The sequence below is a fragment of the Chryseobacterium sp. Tr-659 genome (assembly GCF_011752975.1).
GTDB lineage: Bacteria > Bacteroidota > Bacteroidia > Flavobacteriales > Weeksellaceae > Chryseobacterium.
The window spans coordinates 35374-53282 of the sequence record NZ_VWWP01000003.1; the positions used below are offsets into that span (position 1 = coordinate 35374).

Annotated in this window: 12 protein-coding genes; 7 read left to right on the top strand and 5 right to left on the bottom strand. The window is 35.9% G+C overall.

Annotated elements, in window-relative coordinates; all coding sequences use genetic code 11:
- Positions 1-90 precede the first annotated feature (90 nt).
- Positions 91-1713, top strand: coding sequence for an ABC-F family ATP-binding cassette domain-containing protein (locus F3J23_RS07765; protein ID WP_167026693.1), 1623 nt, complete (start codon positions 91-93; stop codon positions 1711-1713).
- 65 nt (positions 1714-1778) lie between these two features.
- Here the strand turns inward: F3J23_RS07765 and F3J23_RS07770 are convergent, their stop codons facing one another.
- Complete coding sequence (locus tag F3J23_RS07770; RefSeq protein WP_167026696.1) at positions 1779-2561, bottom strand: T9SS type A sorting domain-containing protein; 783 nt, start codon at positions 2559-2561, stop codon at positions 1779-1781.
- Positions 2562-3079: 518 nt separating this feature from the next.
- On the opposite strand from F3J23_RS07770, the gene recJ reads away from it, so the two are divergent.
- The 3 genes from recJ to F3J23_RS07785 all read left to right on the top strand — a co-directional run bounded on the left by recJ (position 3080) and on the right by F3J23_RS07785 (position 5846).
- Positions 3080-4792 (top strand): single-stranded-DNA-specific exonuclease RecJ, encoded by a 1713-nt coding sequence (recJ, locus tag F3J23_RS07775; RefSeq protein WP_167026699.1) that lies wholly within the window; start codon positions 3080-3082, stop codon positions 4790-4792.
- 43 nt (positions 4793-4835) lie between these two features.
- Positions 4836-5420 (top strand): nicotinate (nicotinamide) nucleotide adenylyltransferase, encoded by a 585-nt coding sequence (gene nadD / locus F3J23_RS07780; RefSeq protein ID WP_167026702.1) that lies wholly within the window; start codon positions 4836-4838, stop codon positions 5418-5420.
- Between the two features lie 84 nt (positions 5421-5504).
- Positions 5505-5846: a DUF3817 domain-containing protein gene (locus F3J23_RS07785; RefSeq protein ID WP_167026705.1), complete on the top strand. Its 342-nt coding sequence runs from the start codon at positions 5505-5507 to the stop codon at positions 5844-5846.
- A gap of 52 nt (positions 5847-5898) precedes the next feature.
- Here the strand turns inward: F3J23_RS07785 and F3J23_RS07790 are convergent, their stop codons facing one another.
- Positions 5899-7680 carry a carboxypeptidase regulatory-like domain-containing protein gene (locus F3J23_RS07790; protein ID WP_167026708.1) on the bottom strand — a complete coding sequence of 594 codons (1782 nt, stop codon included), beginning with the start codon at positions 7678-7680 and terminating at the stop codon, positions 5899-5901.
- 320 nt (positions 7681-8000) lie between these two features.
- On the opposite strand from F3J23_RS07790, the gene F3J23_RS07795 reads away from it, so the two are divergent.
- The 3 genes from F3J23_RS07795 (at position 8001) to F3J23_RS07805 (ending at position 13495) form a co-directional block, all read left to right on the top strand.
- Positions 8001-10262: an outer membrane beta-barrel family protein gene (locus F3J23_RS07795; RefSeq protein ID WP_167026711.1), complete on the top strand. Its 2262-nt coding sequence runs from the start codon at positions 8001-8003 to the stop codon at positions 10260-10262.
- Positions 10263-10304: 42 nt separating this feature from the next.
- Entirely contained in the window at positions 10305-12557 is a 2253-nt protein-coding gene (locus tag F3J23_RS07800; RefSeq protein ID WP_167026714.1) for a TonB-dependent receptor domain-containing protein, read from the top strand.
- 77 nt (positions 12558-12634) lie between these two features.
- A complete protein-coding gene (locus F3J23_RS07805; protein WP_167026717.1) occupies positions 12635-13495 on the top strand; it encodes an alpha/beta hydrolase in 861 nt (286 codons plus the stop codon).
- A 50-nt stretch (positions 13496-13545) separates the two neighbouring features.
- On the opposite strand, the gene F3J23_RS07810 is transcribed toward F3J23_RS07805, so the two are convergent.
- The 3 genes from F3J23_RS07810 to F3J23_RS07820 are packed head-to-tail and all read right to left on the bottom strand — an operon-like array spanning position 13546 to position 17876.
- Positions 13546-15300 (bottom strand): discoidin domain-containing protein, encoded by a 1755-nt coding sequence (locus tag F3J23_RS07810; RefSeq protein WP_167026720.1) that lies wholly within the window; start codon positions 15298-15300, stop codon positions 13546-13548.
- 27 nt (positions 15301-15327) lie between these two features.
- The gene (locus tag F3J23_RS07815) at positions 15328-16353 is read right to left on the bottom strand and encodes a hypothetical protein (protein ID WP_167026723.1); all 1026 of its coding nucleotides are present in this window, start codon (positions 16351-16353) and stop codon (positions 15328-15330) included.
- Entirely contained in the window at positions 16350-17876 is a 1527-nt protein-coding gene (locus F3J23_RS07820) for an NAD(P)/FAD-dependent oxidoreductase (RefSeq protein ID WP_228455294.1), read from the bottom strand. Before F3J23_RS07820 ends, F3J23_RS07815 begins: the two co-directional genes overlap by 4 nt.
- Positions 17877-17909: the final 33 nt, after the last annotated feature.

Below are 17909 nucleotides of genomic sequence, written 5' to 3' on the forward strand. Positions count from 1 at the left end.
AAAATACCATACATTTAAAAACTTGACTATTATATTATTACAAAATACCCAAATTCTTTTCGTATTTTTGCGCCAAATTTACAAAACTATATGTTAACAGTATCTAACTTATCTTTACAATTCGGGAAAAGAGTTCTTTTTGACGAGGTAAATATTATGTTTACCAAAGGAAACTGCTACGGAATCATCGGAGCAAACGGTGCGGGAAAGTCTACATTCCTTAAAATATTAACAGGAAAGCAGGATCCTACAACAGGGCATGTATCTCTGGAACCGGGGAAAAGAATGTCAGTTTTGGAGCAGGATCACTTTGCTTATGATCAGTTTACTGTTCTTGAAGCTGTTTTGAGAGGTAATAAGAAATTATTTGAGATAAAAGAGGAAATGGATGCGTTATACGCAAAAGAAGATTTCTCTGACGAAGACGGAATTAAAGCCGGTGAACTAGGTGTAATTTATGATGAAATGGGTGGATGGACTGCAGAATCTGATGCACAAACCATGCTTTCAAACGTAGGAATTACAGACGATATGCACTGGCAGCTGATGGGGGAACTTGAGAACAAAGACAAAGTAAAAGTTCTTTTGGCTCAGGCACTTTTCGGTAATCCTGATGTATTGATTCTGGATGAGCCTACCAATGACCTTGATATTGATACTATCTCATGGCTGGAGGATTTCCTTGCAGATTATGAAAATACAGTGATCGTGGTATCTCACGACCGTCACTTCCTAGATACAGTTTGTACTCACATCGGTGACTTAGACTATTCTAAGCTAAACCTTTATACGGGTAACTATTCATTCTGGTACCAGGCATCTCAATTAGCAACAAGACAAAGAGCTCAAGCTAATAAGAAAGCTGAAGAAAAGAAAAAAGAACTTCAGGACTTCATTGCTAGATTTAGTTCTAACGTTGCTAAAGCTAAACAAGCTACAGCAAGAAAGAAAATGATCGACAAATTAAATATTGACGACATTAAACCTTCTTCAAGAAGATATCCTGCGATTATTTTCGAAATGGAAAGAGAAGCGGGAGATCAGATCCTTGATGTAAAAGGTCTTGAAAAAACAAAAGACGGAGAATTATTATTCACTAACATCGACTTAAACCTTAAAAAGGGTGATAAAGTAGCTGTACTTTCTAAAAACTCTTTAGCAATCACAGAATTTTTTGAAATTCTAGCTGGAAACGTTGAAGCAGATAAAGGAAGTGTTGCTTGGGGGGTTACAACAAACCAATCTCACATGCCATTAGATAATACTAATTTCTTCCAAGAGGATTTAAGCTTAGTTGATTGGCTAAGACAATTCACAAAAAATGATGAAGAGCGCCACGAAGAATTCGTAAGAGGATTCTTAGGAAGAATGCTTTTCTCTGGTGATGAAGCTTTAAAATCTTGTAAAGTACTTTCCGGAGGTGAAAAAATGAGATGTATGTTCAGCAGAATGATGCTTCAGAAAGCTAACGTTCTTTTATTAGATGAGCCTACTAACCACTTAGACCTTGAAAGTATCACAACTTTGAACAACTCATTGTCTAACTTCAAAGGAAATCTTTTATTAGCATCTCATGACCACGAAATGTTGTCTACGGTTTGTAACAGAATCATTGAATTGACTCCTAGCGGAATCATTGACAGAGAAATGACTTATGACGAATACCTTGCTGATAAAAAGGTAAAAGAATTAAGAGAAAAAATGTATTCTTAATCTATTGAAGATAAAAATAAATAGCTGCTCGGCCGAGCAGCTATTTTAATTTAAAAATTCATTGATTATTCTTTAATAAATTTTTCTGAAAACCTGATCCCGGCCTCATTTTTCATAACCAGAAAATAAACTCCCTTCACTAAACCGGAAATATCGATTTCAGACAAGACTCCATTTACGGAGAGTACTTTTTGACCTGCTTCATTCATAATTTCCGCCTCTGTTTTTTTTCCTGAGCCTTTTATATACAAATGGTTTTTAACCGGATTAGGGTAAATCCCCAGTATTTTTGACGGCTGTACCTCTAACGTGGAAAGCGTTGATTGACTCACTGCAATATTATCAATTAACAAAACACCCGCAAACATTCCCACGTACTCTGTAGTAAGATTAAAACCAAAATAATAAACTCCTGTAGCCGAAGGAGTAATTGCAAAGGATACCGGCATAGCAGAACTGTTAGTCACGGAAGAAAAAGTCTGAATCATATTTGTCATAGAAGTATCCACTGGTGAAGTGCCATACGCCACCTTAAAACTTTGCGGACTTGCAGTACGTTTGTAATCAAGTGCAAGTGTATAAGTTTTTCCAGCTTCCAGATTAACCCCCTGAGTATAAAACCAGGAGTTGGCTGTTTCATAATTATTGGAAATCGTTAAAACACCTGCGGAAGAAACCTTCCAAACATGCGGAGTAATCTGTTGGGTTGAAGTACATGCAGGAATCGTTCCGGCAGCAGTTTGCCCAAAATTTTCAATATAAGGTACATCTACAGCATTACACTGAGCATAAAATACAGACGGCAGAAAGCTCATCATAAGATAAAGAAAACATACTATTAATTTCATATTGTGCTTTTTTAATTAAATAACAAAATTAAAAATCAAACAACAACAATATAAAATATTAACATATTTTAACTAAAAATATATAAAATAAAATCCTAAAATTATCATATAATGTTTTAAAAAAAACGAACAAGACCACAATAAAGATTCAAAATAAAGAACGAAATATACAAATACCTAAATTTCAAAGAATTCCATACTTATGATTTGTTTGCTTTTCACTTCTAAACTGGCAGTTGAATTTTAAGGTATAAAAACAAGCCAATCTTTTTAGCTCAATAAAAAAGACAGATCCTCAACAGTTATTTGAGAATTATTTAATATCAAATCATCTTAATCTGGATTGATTTTCTGTTCATATACCTGATATTATCCAATAGCAAAAGGTAAAAAGTAATTTTCTTTCATAATCATTTTAAAACCGGGAGTGCGAAGATGTCCAATTTTTAACAATTATTAAGTCAAAATCCCCTACCTCTTCTGTTCAGTATGCTATTTTTTTTCCTTATTTTTGTGAAATGAGTCAAAAATGGATTTACAAGCCCGAACCCGATGAGGAAGTTGTGGACAGACTAAGTTCGTCACTTGGTTTTGGTACTTTTGAATCTAAACTTCTCGTTTTAAGAGGAATTGACAATTATCAAAAGGCCAGAGAATTTTTCAAACCGAACCTTAACGATATCCATAATCCATTTTTAATGGCAGACATGCAGAAAGCGGTAGAGCGCATTGCAACTGCAATTGAAAATGGGGAGAAAATATTGGTATACGGTGACTATGACGTGGACGGAACCACGGCTGTTGCTTTGATGTACCTCTATCTCAGCAAAATTGTTGAAAAAAAATACCTTGATTATTATATTCCGGACAGGAACTCTGAAGGCTACGGAATTTCCACAGAAGGAATTGATTTTGCCAAAGAGAATGGTTTTTCATTAATCATTGCTCTGGACTGTGGAATTAAGGCACTTGACATGATCAATTATGCTACTGGTCTGGGCATAGATTTCATTATCTGCGACCATCACCTTCCGGGCGAAGAAATTCCTAATGCAGCAGCGGTATTAGACCCTAAAAGAAGTGACTGCCGGTATCCTTTCAAAGAACTTTCAGGATGCGGTGTGGGCTTTAAGCTTTGTCAGGGGCTGAATACCATCTATAAAATTCCGGAATCTGAATTATTTGAACTTACAGATCTTCTTGCGATTTCTATTGCAGCAGATATTGTTTCTATGACCGGAGAAAACAGGGTTTTGGCCAAAATGGGATTAAAGATCCTCAGAAAGACCAGAAATATGGGATTAAGATTGCTAATTCCTGAAGATAAACTTTCTCATTTTGAAATTTCAAATATTGTTTTTGAAATTGCCCCTAAGATTAATGCTGCCGGAAGAATTTCACATGGTAAGGCTGCGGTAGAGCTTATGGTTTCTGATAACCTTAAGCATGCCAATCAGATCGTTAATGACATTATGAACCTCAACGATGAAAGGCGTGAACTGGATATGAATTCTACCCTTTCCGCCTTAAATCAAATTATAGAATCCCAGCAGGAAACCAAACATACCACCATTGTTTATCATCCTGAATGGAATAAAGGGGTGATTGGTATTGTAGCTTCCAGACTTATTGAAACCTATTATAAACCCACCTTGGTATTTACTGACGGAAATAATGGCGAAATGGTAGCTTCCGCAAGATCTGTTTCGGATTTTGATGTACATGAAGCTCTTGATATGTGTTCTGAATACTTTTTAAAGTTTGGGGGACATCACGCTGCGGCAGGACTTTCTATGGAAAAGGACAAATTCGATGCCTTTAAAGAAAAGTTTGAAAGAATTGTTTCTGAAAAGATCCAGGATCATCAGAAGGAGCCTTCCATATCCATTGATACTGAAATCAAAGTTGATGAGATCAACAGAGAGTTTATCAATTTCCACAGAAAACTGGCTCCATTTGGTCCTCATAATATGAAGCCTATTTTCACCTTGACAGATCAGAAACTGTCGGGTTACGTAAAAACTATGGGAAAAGATAACAATCACCTTAAATTTTACATCAGACAAGAGGCTACGGGACGAAATATTGAATGTGTCGGCTTCAAACTCGGGCAGTTTGTGGAAGATTTTAAAACCAAGAATTTCGATCTTGCTTTCACTTTAGAAGAAAATCACTGGAAAGGCAATGTCACTCATTATCTTAATATCAAGGATGTAAAATTCAGGGATTAATTTTACTGCCTTGCCTTTTGTCCATCATCTGCTATCTAAACAAATGAAAAAAATCGGTTTATTTTTCGGATCTTTTAATCCTATTCATATCGGACATCTTATTCTGGCTAATTATATTCTGGAAAATTCTGATATGGATGAACTTTGGTTTGTAGTAAGCCCTCAAAATCCCTTTAAAGACAAAAAATCTTTACTGAAGGATCATAACAGACTGGATATGGTTCAGCTCGCAGTAAAGAACTACCCGAATATGAGAGCTTCCAATGTAGAGTTTACTCTTCCTAAACCAAGCTACACAATTGATACACTTACTTATCTTCATGAAAAATATTCTGATTATTCTTTCAGTCTCATTATGGGAGAAGATAACCTGAAAAGTCTTCACAAGTGGAAAAACTCTGATGTACTGATAAAAAACCATCATATTATTGTGTATCCGAGAGTATTTGACGGGGAACAGAAGGATTCGGAATATTTGCAGCATGAAAACATCTCCCTGATCAAGGCTCCTGTTATTGAGCTTTCTGCCACCGAAATTCGTAATATGATCAGAGACGGAAAAAATGTAAGGCCAATGCTCCCTCCTGAAGTTTTTGAATATTTGGATGGAAGCAGCTTTTATAAGTAATTTTGCCAATCAGAAATCAAAAGTTAGAAACTGAAAGTTGGAGAGAGCCTCTTAACTTTTAACTCTCAACTCATAGGTAAAGACATGAACTTTATAGACAATTTTTTTTCAAAATACCCACAGGACAAAATCATCAAATGGTTTAAACAGATTTGTATTGCCGAAGCCATCACCTGCTTTCTGCTGTATGGTATCGCCATGATCTGGAAAAGATATGATGATGAAGGCCTTCTTCCTACTATTTTTATAATTGTTGTGGGAAATATTCATGGCCTGTTTTTCACGCTTTATCTTTTATTTTGTCTTCCGGTACGAAAAATTTTCAAATGGGATGATGAAGATTTTGTTTTTGCTTTATTAGCTGCATTCTTCCCTTTCGCAACCATTTGGGTGGATAAAAAACTAGCTCGATTCGATAGAGAATAAAAATACAGCATAAAAAAAGGACCTTTCCGGTCCTTTTCATTTTTTAGTAATACTACAAATCTCTTTTCACATGTCCTGTTACCGTTAAGGTATGATTACCTGAACTATTGGTATACGTTCCGTTAACTGTAAAATCAATATAATCTCCTACTGCTCCAAAAGAGTTTATGCTGACCACCAAATTTCCGTTATTTGATGTAACAGCTCCTCCTTGAAATTCAAACATGTACCCTGTAGTAAAACTTGCCACAACTCCCGACATATTGCTTTGAGTCATATAAAAGGAAGGTCCGGCAGGATTCATTGAATTTATTCTCAATTGTTTTGTTGGAACAGCAGGCGATGTAGGGACAAGTCCGCCCCACAGTGCATTGAACGATCCCAATATATGGTTGACAGGCTGATTATCTATTTTATAACTTATATATTCACTCACAGCATTACAAACTATAATGTCACCCAAATTTATCGTATTGGATGATGCTGTGAAATTAACTTCGTTGGTTGTCTGAAAATTAACATTATCAAATCCTTCATACGTAAATTGAGGATTGGCTGCGCATGAATAGGTATTAAATGTAAAACTTCCATTACTGTTTACCGGTAAAGAAATATACTGGAAATAGTTTGTAATTGTTGCAGGTCTCAATAAAACATACCCATCAGTCACATTCGCATTGGTGCACGTTTTCAGATTTCCCTGAATTGTATAACTGGTAGATGAAGCAGGGTTTACAATAATATCTGCGATTGTTGTAACTATTCCGGCAGAAAAAGGGCCAACATTGGATGTATAAATTACATTATTACAAACATCATAAACTTTCAGGACAAGCACTTCGCCTGCAGGAACAATTCCGGAAACCATTCCTGTATTATCTGTAATTCCGGAAGTTTCATAGGCCTGGGAATTTCTCTTGAGTGTTACTTTAAGATTGGGTAACACCTGCCCTGCCGTATTTTTCAATGTTACTTTCATGGTTGCCTGTTCAAACTGGGCATCACAGTTCCACCAGGAAAAATGGCTCACTGTTCCTACATAAGCATTGCCAATCTTTGTGGCTGAGCCTTCTTCCTTCCATATGCCTGTCTCTTCATTATAGGCCCACAGTGGAATTGTACCTGGTGAACTGGAAGCTTGTGTGGCATCTACCGGAACTGTAATTTCCGCTGTATGTCCATTTGCAATCTGAAGATTTTGTCCTGAACTTCCTGTTAATTGTACATGCAACATTCCAAAAGTTTCCATCACTCTGGTATTTCCTCCTGAATTGGCAGCCAAAAATGATCCCGGCATTAATTCATTAAGATATTTGTTGGAGGGTGCCAGATGAAAAACAGCTACATCCACATGACCAGAGTAAGCATTGCCGTTTGCGTCTTTAAAGCTTCCGTCAAATTTCACCTTGGTTCCGTTGGGCAATGAAACAGTGGCTACTGATCCCGTTGAAATTGTAGAAGTCGTAACTGCAGGAATCATCATAATATTTATTTGATTTGTTCCGTTGGTTGGAACCATCACTCTCGATGCATTCACGTAACCGGGCTTTGTCACTTTTATGTGCGCAAAGTTTTCTTTTACCAAAGCATTTTTAAATGTAAAAAAACCTTTAAGATTGGTTGTTGTGTTATTTGTTCCTATTGTAACAGCTGCGCCTGAAACCGGGAGTCCGTTTATATCAAGAACTACACCCTGAAAATTTTTTTGGGTACTATTTCCAAAATTATAATTAGACGAGGAATTGGACGAGTTATTTTCTATTTCTAAGAAAGAATCATTTTTACATGAAAACAATAGCAAAAACAATAAGAATAAGGGGTAAAATTTTCTCATATGGTATTAGTTTTTAGTTTTTACTAAATTAATAATAATATAAATACCGTAGAAATTCTTTATTCTTTTCATTAGTTTTTTTTAAACTTAATTAATTTTCTATCCCCCATGTAACAAATTTATGGGCTAAGTTGTCTTATTATACAGAAAGTTCAAGTTATCAAAATTTTTAACATGAATTTTTAATAACTGTAAATCAAGCACTTACATTTAATTATAAATATTTTTAAGTACTTTGTATTGCATAATACTAAATTTATTATATATCTTTGTAATGTTAAATAACAAACGATACAAGCTATTAATTAAAAAATAATATCATGAAAACTCAAATTCTTATTGCAGCTCTATTTTTCAGCGGACTTGTTACCGCTCAACAAAAAAAAGACAGTTTGAAAGTGAATTCTATTGAGGCCGTTAATATCAAGAAGCAGGTTTTCAAAAAACAAGGTGACCGCTTAGTATATGATGTAGCTTCTTCACCTATTGCTAAAGGGACTAATACCTTTAATCTTTTAAAACAGACTCCGATGATTTCCAGTATAGATGGAAAAACATTAAAAATTCTAGGGAAATCGGATGCTGTCATTTACATCAATAACAAAAAAACGAATATGGATGCTGAAGCATTGATCGAAATGCTGAAAGCTACTCCATCTGAAGATATACAGAAAATTGAAGTCATTACTGTTCCCGGAAGTGAGTTCCAGGTTGAGTCTACTGAAGGTGTGATCAATATTGTAATGAAAAAGAGTAAGAACAATGGTTACAATGGGACATTGAAAATGCAGAATGAGCAAGCTTACTATAACAATCCCAATGCAGGAGCTTCATTCAATTTCAGACAGGGAAAATGGTCCGGAAATTCAAATTTCAGAACAGGAAGCTGGACAGAAAGACAAAAATATACTTTATCCAACGGGGATCCTACGTTCAGAAATGAATCTTACGGATATAATGATGATCCTAATATGACTTATGCCGGAGGCTTCAATATTGATTATGAGATCAGTAAAAAGCAGAGTTTAGGATTCTCTTATAATATGAGATATAATAAAAGTTTCAACTCCATTCTGGATATCACGAACTGGCAGAATGGTGTTCTTACTAACAATACTATAAATCATGAGGATGCACAGACAAGGAATCACTCTTTTAATTTAAATTATGAAATCAAAACAGATTCTTTGGGCAGCAAACTTACCTCAAACGTTTCTTATTTATGGTTCAACAGGGATAAAGTAAGCTTTAATGAAAGTTTTCCATTGAATAATGATCCAAACAATAGATATTCTGCTTTACATCAATCGGTTCCACAAATCATCAACAACTATGCGGCCAATATTGATTATCTGAAGAAAACAGCTAAAGGCGAAACATGGTTAATGGGAGTCAGCTATAACCGAACGAATACAGATAATGATACTAAACAGGACAAATATCAGAATGGTGATTTTGTAGAGGATCCAGCGCAAACCAATCATTTTATTTATAAGGAAAATATTTTAGGAATTTATTTGAATTACGAAAGAAAACTGAGTGAGAAGCTATCAGGGAAAATAGGAGCCCGTTATGAAATGACAAGAAGCACAGGAGATATTCTTAATAAAACAGGCTTTGAGAGAAATTATAATAACCTTCTGCCGTATCTGAACCTGAATTACGCAGTTAATGATAATCATAACTTAAGCTATACTTTCTCCAGCAGAATCAGAAGGCCAAGATTCTGGGAACTGAATCCTTCCAGGACCTACTTCACTCCTACCAATTACACGCAGAACAATCCTTTTATACTGGCTTCCAAATTTTATAATCAGGAGCTTAATTATATGTACAAAAATGCATTCTATGCTAATCTGAGTTTTAATATCGTGGAAGATGCTTCTGCTTCGGATCTGCTTCCGCTACAAGGAAAAGTGACTGGTCCTGATACAGATGAGAATGGTAATATACGCTATGATGACAACGGAAATATAATCATGAAAACAACAAAGTTTTTAAGATATATAAGAACGAATTATGGTAAAAACAGGGAACTTGCTTTAACACTTGGTATGAACAAATCCTGGTTCAAAGATATCTGGACAACCAATTATTCTGTTAACCTGAGATATGTAAAATACAGCGGTGCAGTGTTAGAAGATCCAACTTCCCAACCTGCTCCTCTGGAAACGGAAGAATTGGAACCATACATTGTTGATGTGAAGAACTACAATATGTCTGTTACCCTTAATAATATTGTCAGATTATCATCTAAAAAAGACTGGTATTTAGGTGTTAATTACTATTTCTCAAGTAAAGATGCTATGGAAGGAGGGGCTATTGGAGTAAGACAAAGTGTTGATCTGAGCCTGAAAAAAATTATAGGTGACTGGACTCTCGTGGCAGAAGTAAATGACCTGTTTAACCAAAGTTTTTACAGAGTTCGCGGGGTACAGCCTAAAGGAGTATATAATAATATTACCAACTTCAATTACCCAAGATTAATAAGCATTGGAGCTACTTATAATTTCGGAAATCAGAAACTGAAAAAAGCAAGGGAAATGAAATCAGCGAATGATGCTGTAAAATCAAGAACCTAATCTATATCACTTATTACATCAATCACTCTTAAATAGACCATCATGAAACGTACACTTTTGTCAATCGCAATTATCTTCGGCACCTGCGTCTTTGCTCAGGAAAAAAAATCTGACACGGCAAAAACAAAAAATATAGAAGGTGTTACTATTACCAAACAGGTTTTTAAAAAACAAAGCGATCGTTTTGTATATGATGTTGCGGCATCTCCTGTTGCGAAAGGAAATACAACGTTTGATCTTCTGAAACAGACTCCGCTGTTGTCATCTACCGATGATAAAACGTTGAAAATTGCAGGAAAAAATAATGCCCTGATCTATATTAACGGAAGAAAGACCAATATGGATTCTGAATCTCTGATTCAGTTTCTGAAGAACACTCCGGCAGAAAATATCCAGAAAATAGAAGTAATTACGGTTCCCGGAAGTGAATATCAGGTGGAATCATCGGATGGGATCATTAACATCGTTCTAAAGAAAAAAATGAGCGATGGTCTCAACGGAAACATGAGAATGTCTAACACACAAAATAAATATAACGCAAACCAGGCCAGCTTCTCTGCCAATTACAGAAAAGGGAAGCTTGGTATCAGCGCCAACCTGAATGGAGGTGAAGAAATTGAGCCACAAACATATACTTTAAGAAATGGTACGGCTACAACTTCTAACGAATCTACAGGAAACATTGATGATCCCAACAAATATATTGGCGGTTATCTGAATATTGACTATCAGCTGAATGACAAAAGCAATCTTGCTCTATCCTGGAATACATGGGCTAATAAAAGCTATAATTCAACGGTTAATCTTTTTAATACGATTAAAAACGGTAATGATACAAAATATACCTGGTCTAAAAATAAGGAGGATGCAAGATCTTATAATAACTCCCTGAATCTAAACTATGAACTAAAGACAGATTCATTAGGAAGTAAGCTTAATGTAAATGCTGCTTATCTGAACTATAGAAGATTTCAGCTTACGGATAACCAAACCTTTCAATCTGATGCTAATATGGGCATAGGAACAAGAACAACACAGGTGATCCAGGATCTTCCTCAGGTCATTAATAATTTTTCAGGAATGGTGGACTATATTCAGAAGTTCAAAAATGATCTGACCATTTCAATAGGAGGAAATTACAATAAAACCAAAACAGACAACGATTCTAAAAACACAACAAATTTCTTTGAACCCGCAAAGCCGTCAGAGCCAAAACCTAATCATTTTATTTATGATGAAAATATCTATGGTTTTTATCTGACTGCGGAGAAAAAATTCTCGGATAAAATCTCAGGAAAAATCGGGGCAAGATACGAGATCACCAACAGCTTGGGAACTTCAGACAATGCGCCTACTGATGCACTTAAAAGAATTGAAAGAAATTATAATAATTTTCTTCCTTATTTAAGTTTCAATTATGCCATCAACGAGAAGAACAATCTTTCATATTCATTCTCGAGCAGAATGAGAAGACCGAGCTTCTGGGAAATCAACCCGGTGAAAAATATTCTGACAGATGATAATTATACTCAAAACAATCCTTTTGTAAAGGCTTCTTCCACATACAACCAGGAGCTTACCTACATGTACAAAAATTCCTACTTCCTGATTCTGAATCACTCCTATTTTCAGGATGTTATTACCCAGGTACCGTTACAGGGATATCCGGTATCTCCTGGAGGGGTTGTAGGTGCTAATCCTGTGCTGAGATACATCAGAACGAATTTTGGAAATAAGCAGGAAATGTCTGCGATGGTAGGTATTCAGAAATCATTCTTTAAACAATATTGGACCACCAACTTCAATATCGGAGTTCAGCATAATATTAACAATGGAAGTCTGGATACGGATCCTACTACGGGAGACCGATTCCAAAATCAAAAAGGAGAATTTATTTCATACACCAATAAAATGAATTCTACCAGCCTTCTGATTCAGACTAACAACACTATTCGTCTTGATAAAAAGAAAACATGGTTTCTGGGAGTCAACTACTTCTTTGTAGATAAACAACAGATTGAACTTGGGTCTTTAAAAAGCTTAATGAGTTTGGATCTTAGCTTAAAGAAAACCTGGAATGAATGGACATTTGCGGTTAATGTAAATGATATTTTAAATACCAATATTGTCAAAATTGAAGATTACCAGGACAATGGAAATTATAATTATATCCATCAAAACCGTTACAACAGAAGCTTAACGGTGAGTCTTACTTACAATTTCGGAAATCAGAAAGTGAAAAAAGTAAGAGACATTGAAGGGGCATCTGATGCCATCAAGAGCAGAACAAAATAGGAAGTTATCTTTCTTCATATTCAATTATTTTAACTAGCCCGTTGATCTTTTCAGCGGGTTTTTTATCTTTAATGCCTATGAAAAAAATTGCAGCTATACTCTTTATTTCACTCCCTCTGTTTCTCTTACTAACAAGTTGTAAAGAGAAAAAAATAACGCTTGGTGATAATATCTTATATGATAAAGAAGAAAATATCCATTATGGAAATAATCCTGAACAAGTGATGGACCTTTATATTCCTCATAATAAAAAAAATAGGGAAAAGGAGGTTTTCATAATGATTCATGGTGGGGGCTGGCGTGGCGGAAATAAATCACAACTGACATTATTCACGCTGTCAATGATGCAAAAATTTCCTGATTATATTTTCGCTAATATCAATTACAGACTGGCATCACAAACACAATATGCTATTCCCAATCAAACAGATGATATTAAAAAAGTAACGGAACTATTAAAAAATAAATTAGGCTATAATCCACGGGTGATTTTGTTAGGGAATAGTGCCGGAGGGCATTTATCTATGCTATATGCCTATAAATTTGATCCGGATAAAAAAATAAAGGCGGTTATCAATATTGTTGGTCCTGCTGATCTTTCAGATTCGGGTTTTAAAACCTATGATGATTATGCATTTACCGAACAGCATTTGGTTGATCCAAAGATTCTCCCACAAGGAACCTCAGCCGTTAATTTTGCAAGCCCTGTACATTGGATCTCAAAATCTTCACCTCCTACTCTCTCATATTATGGTAAAAAAGACTATGTGATTCCTTTAACTCAAAAAAAGATCCTGGATTCTGTTTTAGATAAGAATAGTATCAATCATGAATCTTACGAATTTACCGGAGGGCATCTGGATTGGGATAAAGAACCTCAGAAAGAATTTCTTATTGATAAAATTGAAGCTTTTCTTAAAAAAATTGACAAAAAATAACACGTTCTGATTCTTCAAAACGTGTTATTCTATTATTTTTCAGATTGAATCTACTCAGATTTTGCAACTGCAGTTCTTTCGGAAACACCATTGGCATTGAAAGCTTCGATCTGAAAATAGTAAGCATCCGTTCTGTCTGCTCCTGTAAAGAAATATTCATTTTTTCCATACACCATAATACTTCCGTACATTTTATCCGGAGATTTCCCCCAATAGATTACGTAGCCGTCTGCATTGGGATTCTGCTGCCATTTCATCCAGATACTTCTTCTTTCTCCATATTTTTTAGGATCGGCTCTCAGAGGAACAAAACCGTCTACTTTTGCAGGCTTTTCGCCCGCACCTTTGCCAAATACCCGGAATCCGCTTAGTGCAAATTTTCCGGTAGGCATTTTCAGGTTTTCCATTTTCAGGAATCTGGCTTGAGCTGGCTTTTCAAGTTCAACATAATCATGAGGAACATCTTTTGTATTTTTACTTTTATCAATAATCACACTCCATTTCTTTCCATCGTTGGAACCATAGATTTTGTATTGATGCATCTTTCCCAATGTTTTCCCCATGAATTCGGCATCCTGATCAGCGTAATTGATCTGAATTGCATTAATGGTTGAAACCTCACCAAGATCTGTCTGGAACCACTCTCCTGAATTTCCCGACTTTGCACTCCAATAAGTTTTGATATCCTCATCCACCGCATAATTAGGCTGATATCCGCCTAAAGTAGAAGAGACCTGAACCGGTTTATTATAATTCAACAGCATCCATCCGGCAAAAAGGCCTTTTGTAAAATCTTTTCCCTGTGCATATTGAGGAAGGTAAGTAGGATAATCACCATAAGCCGTATTGCAGTACATCACATCATCTTTATCAAAGCCGGCCGGCCAGATTCCGAGTCTTCTTTCAAAATTATTCTTGGTGGAAATAAAAATAGTTGATACATGCCACCAGTTTTTATAATTGTCTTCAAAAGTGGCACCGTGCCCTGCTCCTCTGGCAAACCCTCCCGGTTTATAAGAAAATGGATTATGCTGTTGATATTCGAAGCCTTCCAAAGGACTTTTACTCACATATACACCATCTGAATACCCGCTGAATTCTGTAGCCGGAGCACCATACTGCATATAATATTTTCCATTATGCTTAGTCATCCACGCACCTTCAACAAAAGGCTGAAGAAAAACATTGTCATTATATTCCCCGAATCTCTCCCATCCATGGTCTTCCGGTTTTAATTTAATAATCGGTTTAACAAAACCTTCGGATTGTAGATTTTTAACTTTAACTTCTGTTCCTAACAGCGGCCATTCATTGCTGGATCCCCAATACAGATAGAGTTTGTTTTTATCTTCATCATAATGGAATGCGGGATCCCATGCCCCTACTTTCAATGTATCAACGGCAATTTTCCAGTCATCTTTCGTAGGATTGGTGCTTTTCCAGATCGGAAAGTCCTGTTCCCAGGTAGAACCGTAAACATAAAGGGTATCTTTCATTGCCCAGACAGCCGGAGCATTAAGATCATGAATATATTTGTTATCTCTGAGGAATTTTCTTTTTACAAATTTCCAGTCCAGCATATCATCACTGTACCAGTATCCTTCCTGATTGGTAGAAAAAAGAAAAAGCTTATTTTTAAAGTTAACAATCACCGGATCGGCTGTAGCGCGGTGTTTCCCTTGTTTTGAAAAGACTTCAAAGGGGGTATAACCATAATCGATATTAATGGGATTACAGAATGTTTTTTGCTGTGAACTCACCCATATTCCCAGGAAAATTGCTATCGATAAAAAGTATTGTCTCATTTTTAGATTTTTACATTCGAGACAAATTTAGCTAACTTTTTTCGGTTTTCTCCAAATAAAGCCATCCAGAAGATAATGAGTAAGCTGCGGAACCACCAATAATGGAACCAGAAACTGGACTAAAGTTTCAGAAACGGTAAAATCTAATGTGAAATGCTCGTTCCATACCAGAGTTTCCCATAGAAATTCTTCCAGAAAAGCAAAACATAAGATAATCCCTATAAATAAAAATATTCCTGATGCTGATTTGAAGGCCAGCATCCAGTTCAGCTGATGGTTCTCTTTTTGTCTGATTTCCCGGATATAGATTAGAGCAATGTAAGGGACTCCGTGAGAAACAACATTCAGAAAAGTAAAAAGAAGGTCGTTATTAAAGTATACAATTCCGAAATACCAGGAAAGATAAGTCCCGATTATAAGTGCGGTTTTAGGAATATTCAGATTTTGGAATTTCAATGCTTCAAAAATGGTTTTCCCAACCCAGGCAGCTAATATTGAAAAGTATACTATTGTAATGAAGCTCTTGTAATCCGGAAGATTTTGAAGCCAGTCAAATTCATTATTGACAAACCAGGTAAAAGCACGCGGTGTTTTGAACCAGTACAACATTGGGTAAACTGTAGCTGCATAAATGGCGACCTCATCTACTTTTTTACTCCAGTTATTGGGTTCAAACCGGGCATAAATCCTCATAAAACCATACTGCTGACGGATGAAATGAAATACGGCAACCAAGGCAAGCACAGACCAGAATACCAAACTTCCGAACTGGAATAAAATAATTCCCAATCCCCAGCTAATAACCGGAATTCCTATATACAAGAGTCTCCTCTTCTGTATTTCACCTTTTACAAAATATGTTTTAAACAAGGTGGAATACACATGTGCCACATCTACAAAAACAATGAGGAACAGCCAGGTATAAAACGAATAGTGATTCTCAAGCCCCTGAATCTGTTTCTGAAAAAGAAAGATGATCAACAATACAAGAAAAGGTGGTGATAAAATAAACCACCAGTCTGTTTTTGCATTATGTATCCAAGGTTGCTTCATAACATCTGTTCTGCTGTTCTCATACCCTGATAAAAGGCTTCTTCAAAAATAGATATTCCTGAAAGATCAGAATGGGCAAAGAAAACTTTACCGTCAATAGGTTGTTTTGCAATTTTTGCAGCTTCTCCGAAAATCTGGTTGGGAACCGGTGCAATCATGGCATGCCCTATTTTATGAAACTGCATTTCCAGAATAAGATCTTCAATTAAAGGATGGGCCTTTTTCAAATCTTCCAAAACTAAATTTTTAAGTTCATCTTCTTTCATTGCATACAGCTTTTTCCTTGCTTTTCTGCAATCACCTGTAGAAAAGCTTTTATAGTGTGTAATCACCTTTTCGCCCATGATCTGGTTGATATTCTGATGTTGATCATAAATATATCCTAATCCGGAAGTCCCGTAGATCACATTGTCCCACGCCAGTTCTTCATCGCCTCCAAATTCGTTTTTCAGCGTAATAGTTGTCAACAGCCATGGAACGTAATTGAAGGATGCAGCCTTTTTATGATTCAATATTCTTTCGTTTACAAACTGAGGAGATGCAAAAAGAACCTTTTCAGCAATGATCTTCTTTGTTTTCTTTTGGGTATTATCAAAACTTAAAACCTCAACTTTGTCATTGATTTTCACATCGAATACCAAATGTCCGGATAAGTGCTTCTCTTTTGTATATTTTGAAAAGTGCTTTGCCAGCCTTGCATTTCCTTCCGGCCACGTAAACACCTGTTCTTTATATTTCTTACTCCAGTTATTTTTTCTCCCTGCAAAATAATGAATCCCTGCCCAGGCTGAAACATAATCTATTCCTAATCCAAAATCATCGCGGCAGGAGTAATCCAGAAGCCATAATAATTCTTCCGCCTGAAAGTTGTTTTCCTTCAGCCAATCTTTGAAATTAATTTTTTCCAGCTGTATTGCATCTTCCTCGTTGCTGGAATCATGTACGGGAATAGCAAACCAATATTTTCCTTCTCTGTCCTTTTTCTGGCGGAAACTATCCATTAATCTGAAAAAACGGTTAAGCTCTTTTTGAGTTTTGTCAGAAATTCCCTTTTGCGGAACAATATCATTCTGCCATGAGTTTTTAAAAAACAACCTTTCCTGTTGTGGAAAAGTCATCTGATATTCATCAAGAATCGGCTCTCCATTTTCTTCATGCCCTAAGCAGATTCCACATTCTTTCAGGAAGTCGATGATCTCAGTATTTTCTTTATTGGGTAATGGTAAATAATGGGCTCCCAACGGAAACTTTGAAAATTTATTCTGACCATTTGAGGAATTTCCACCTAAATGATTCTCCATTTCCAGAAGAAGATAATCCTGTTCATTATTCATATGAAAGAACCGACATGCCGAAAGTCCGGAAATACCGCCTCCTACCACTAGATATTGAGTGTGGATAACTTCTGAAAATTGTGGAAAATCCTTGGCCCATAATTGATGTCCCAGTACATGATTGGTTCCTGTGATCTTAAGCAGCAAAGATTTTACTTTCTTTTCACAATACTGAAGAAAAGGAAGCATCAGGCTACCTAAAAATATAGTTGTAAGAAATCT

Excerpts from the sequence above, each read along its gene's own strand:
- F3J23_RS07790 (WP_167026708.1), bottom strand. The coding sequence starts at position 7,680 with ATGAGAAAATTTTACCCCTTATTCTTATTGTTTTTGCTATTGTTTTCA.
- F3J23_RS07765 (WP_167026693.1), top strand. The coding sequence starts at position 91 with ATGTTAACAGTATCTAACTTATCTTTACAATTCGGGAAAAGAGTTCTT.
- F3J23_RS07785 (WP_167026705.1), top strand. The coding sequence starts at position 5,505 with ATGAACTTTATAGACAATTTTTTTTCAAAATACCCACAGGACAAAATC.
- F3J23_RS07820 (WP_228455294.1), bottom strand. The coding sequence starts at position 17,876 with ATGCTTCCTTTTCTTCAGTATTGTGAAAAGAAAGTAAAATCTTTGCTG.
- F3J23_RS07805 (WP_167026717.1), top strand. The coding sequence starts at position 12,635 with ATGAAAAAAATTGCAGCTATACTCTTTATTTCACTCCCTCTGTTTCTC.
- F3J23_RS07795 (WP_167026711.1), top strand. The coding sequence starts at position 8,001 with ATGAAAACTCAAATTCTTATTGCAGCTCTATTTTTCAGCGGACTTGTT.
- F3J23_RS07770 (WP_167026696.1), bottom strand. The coding sequence starts at position 2,561 with ATGAAATTAATAGTATGTTTTCTTTATCTTATGATGAGCTTTCTGCCG.
- F3J23_RS07815 (WP_167026723.1), bottom strand. The coding sequence starts at position 16,353 with ATGAAGCAACCTTGGATACATAATGCAAAAACAGACTGGTGGTTTATT.
- F3J23_RS07810 (WP_167026720.1), bottom strand. The coding sequence starts at position 15,300 with ATGAGACAATACTTTTTATCGATAGCAATTTTCCTGGGAATATGGGTG.
- nadD (WP_167026702.1), top strand. The coding sequence starts at position 4,836 with ATGAAAAAAATCGGTTTATTTTTCGGATCTTTTAATCCTATTCATATC.
- F3J23_RS07800 (WP_167026714.1), top strand. The coding sequence starts at position 10,305 with ATGAAACGTACACTTTTGTCAATCGCAATTATCTTCGGCACCTGCGTC.
- recJ (WP_167026699.1), top strand. The coding sequence starts at position 3,080 with ATGAGTCAAAAATGGATTTACAAGCCCGAACCCGATGAGGAAGTTGTG.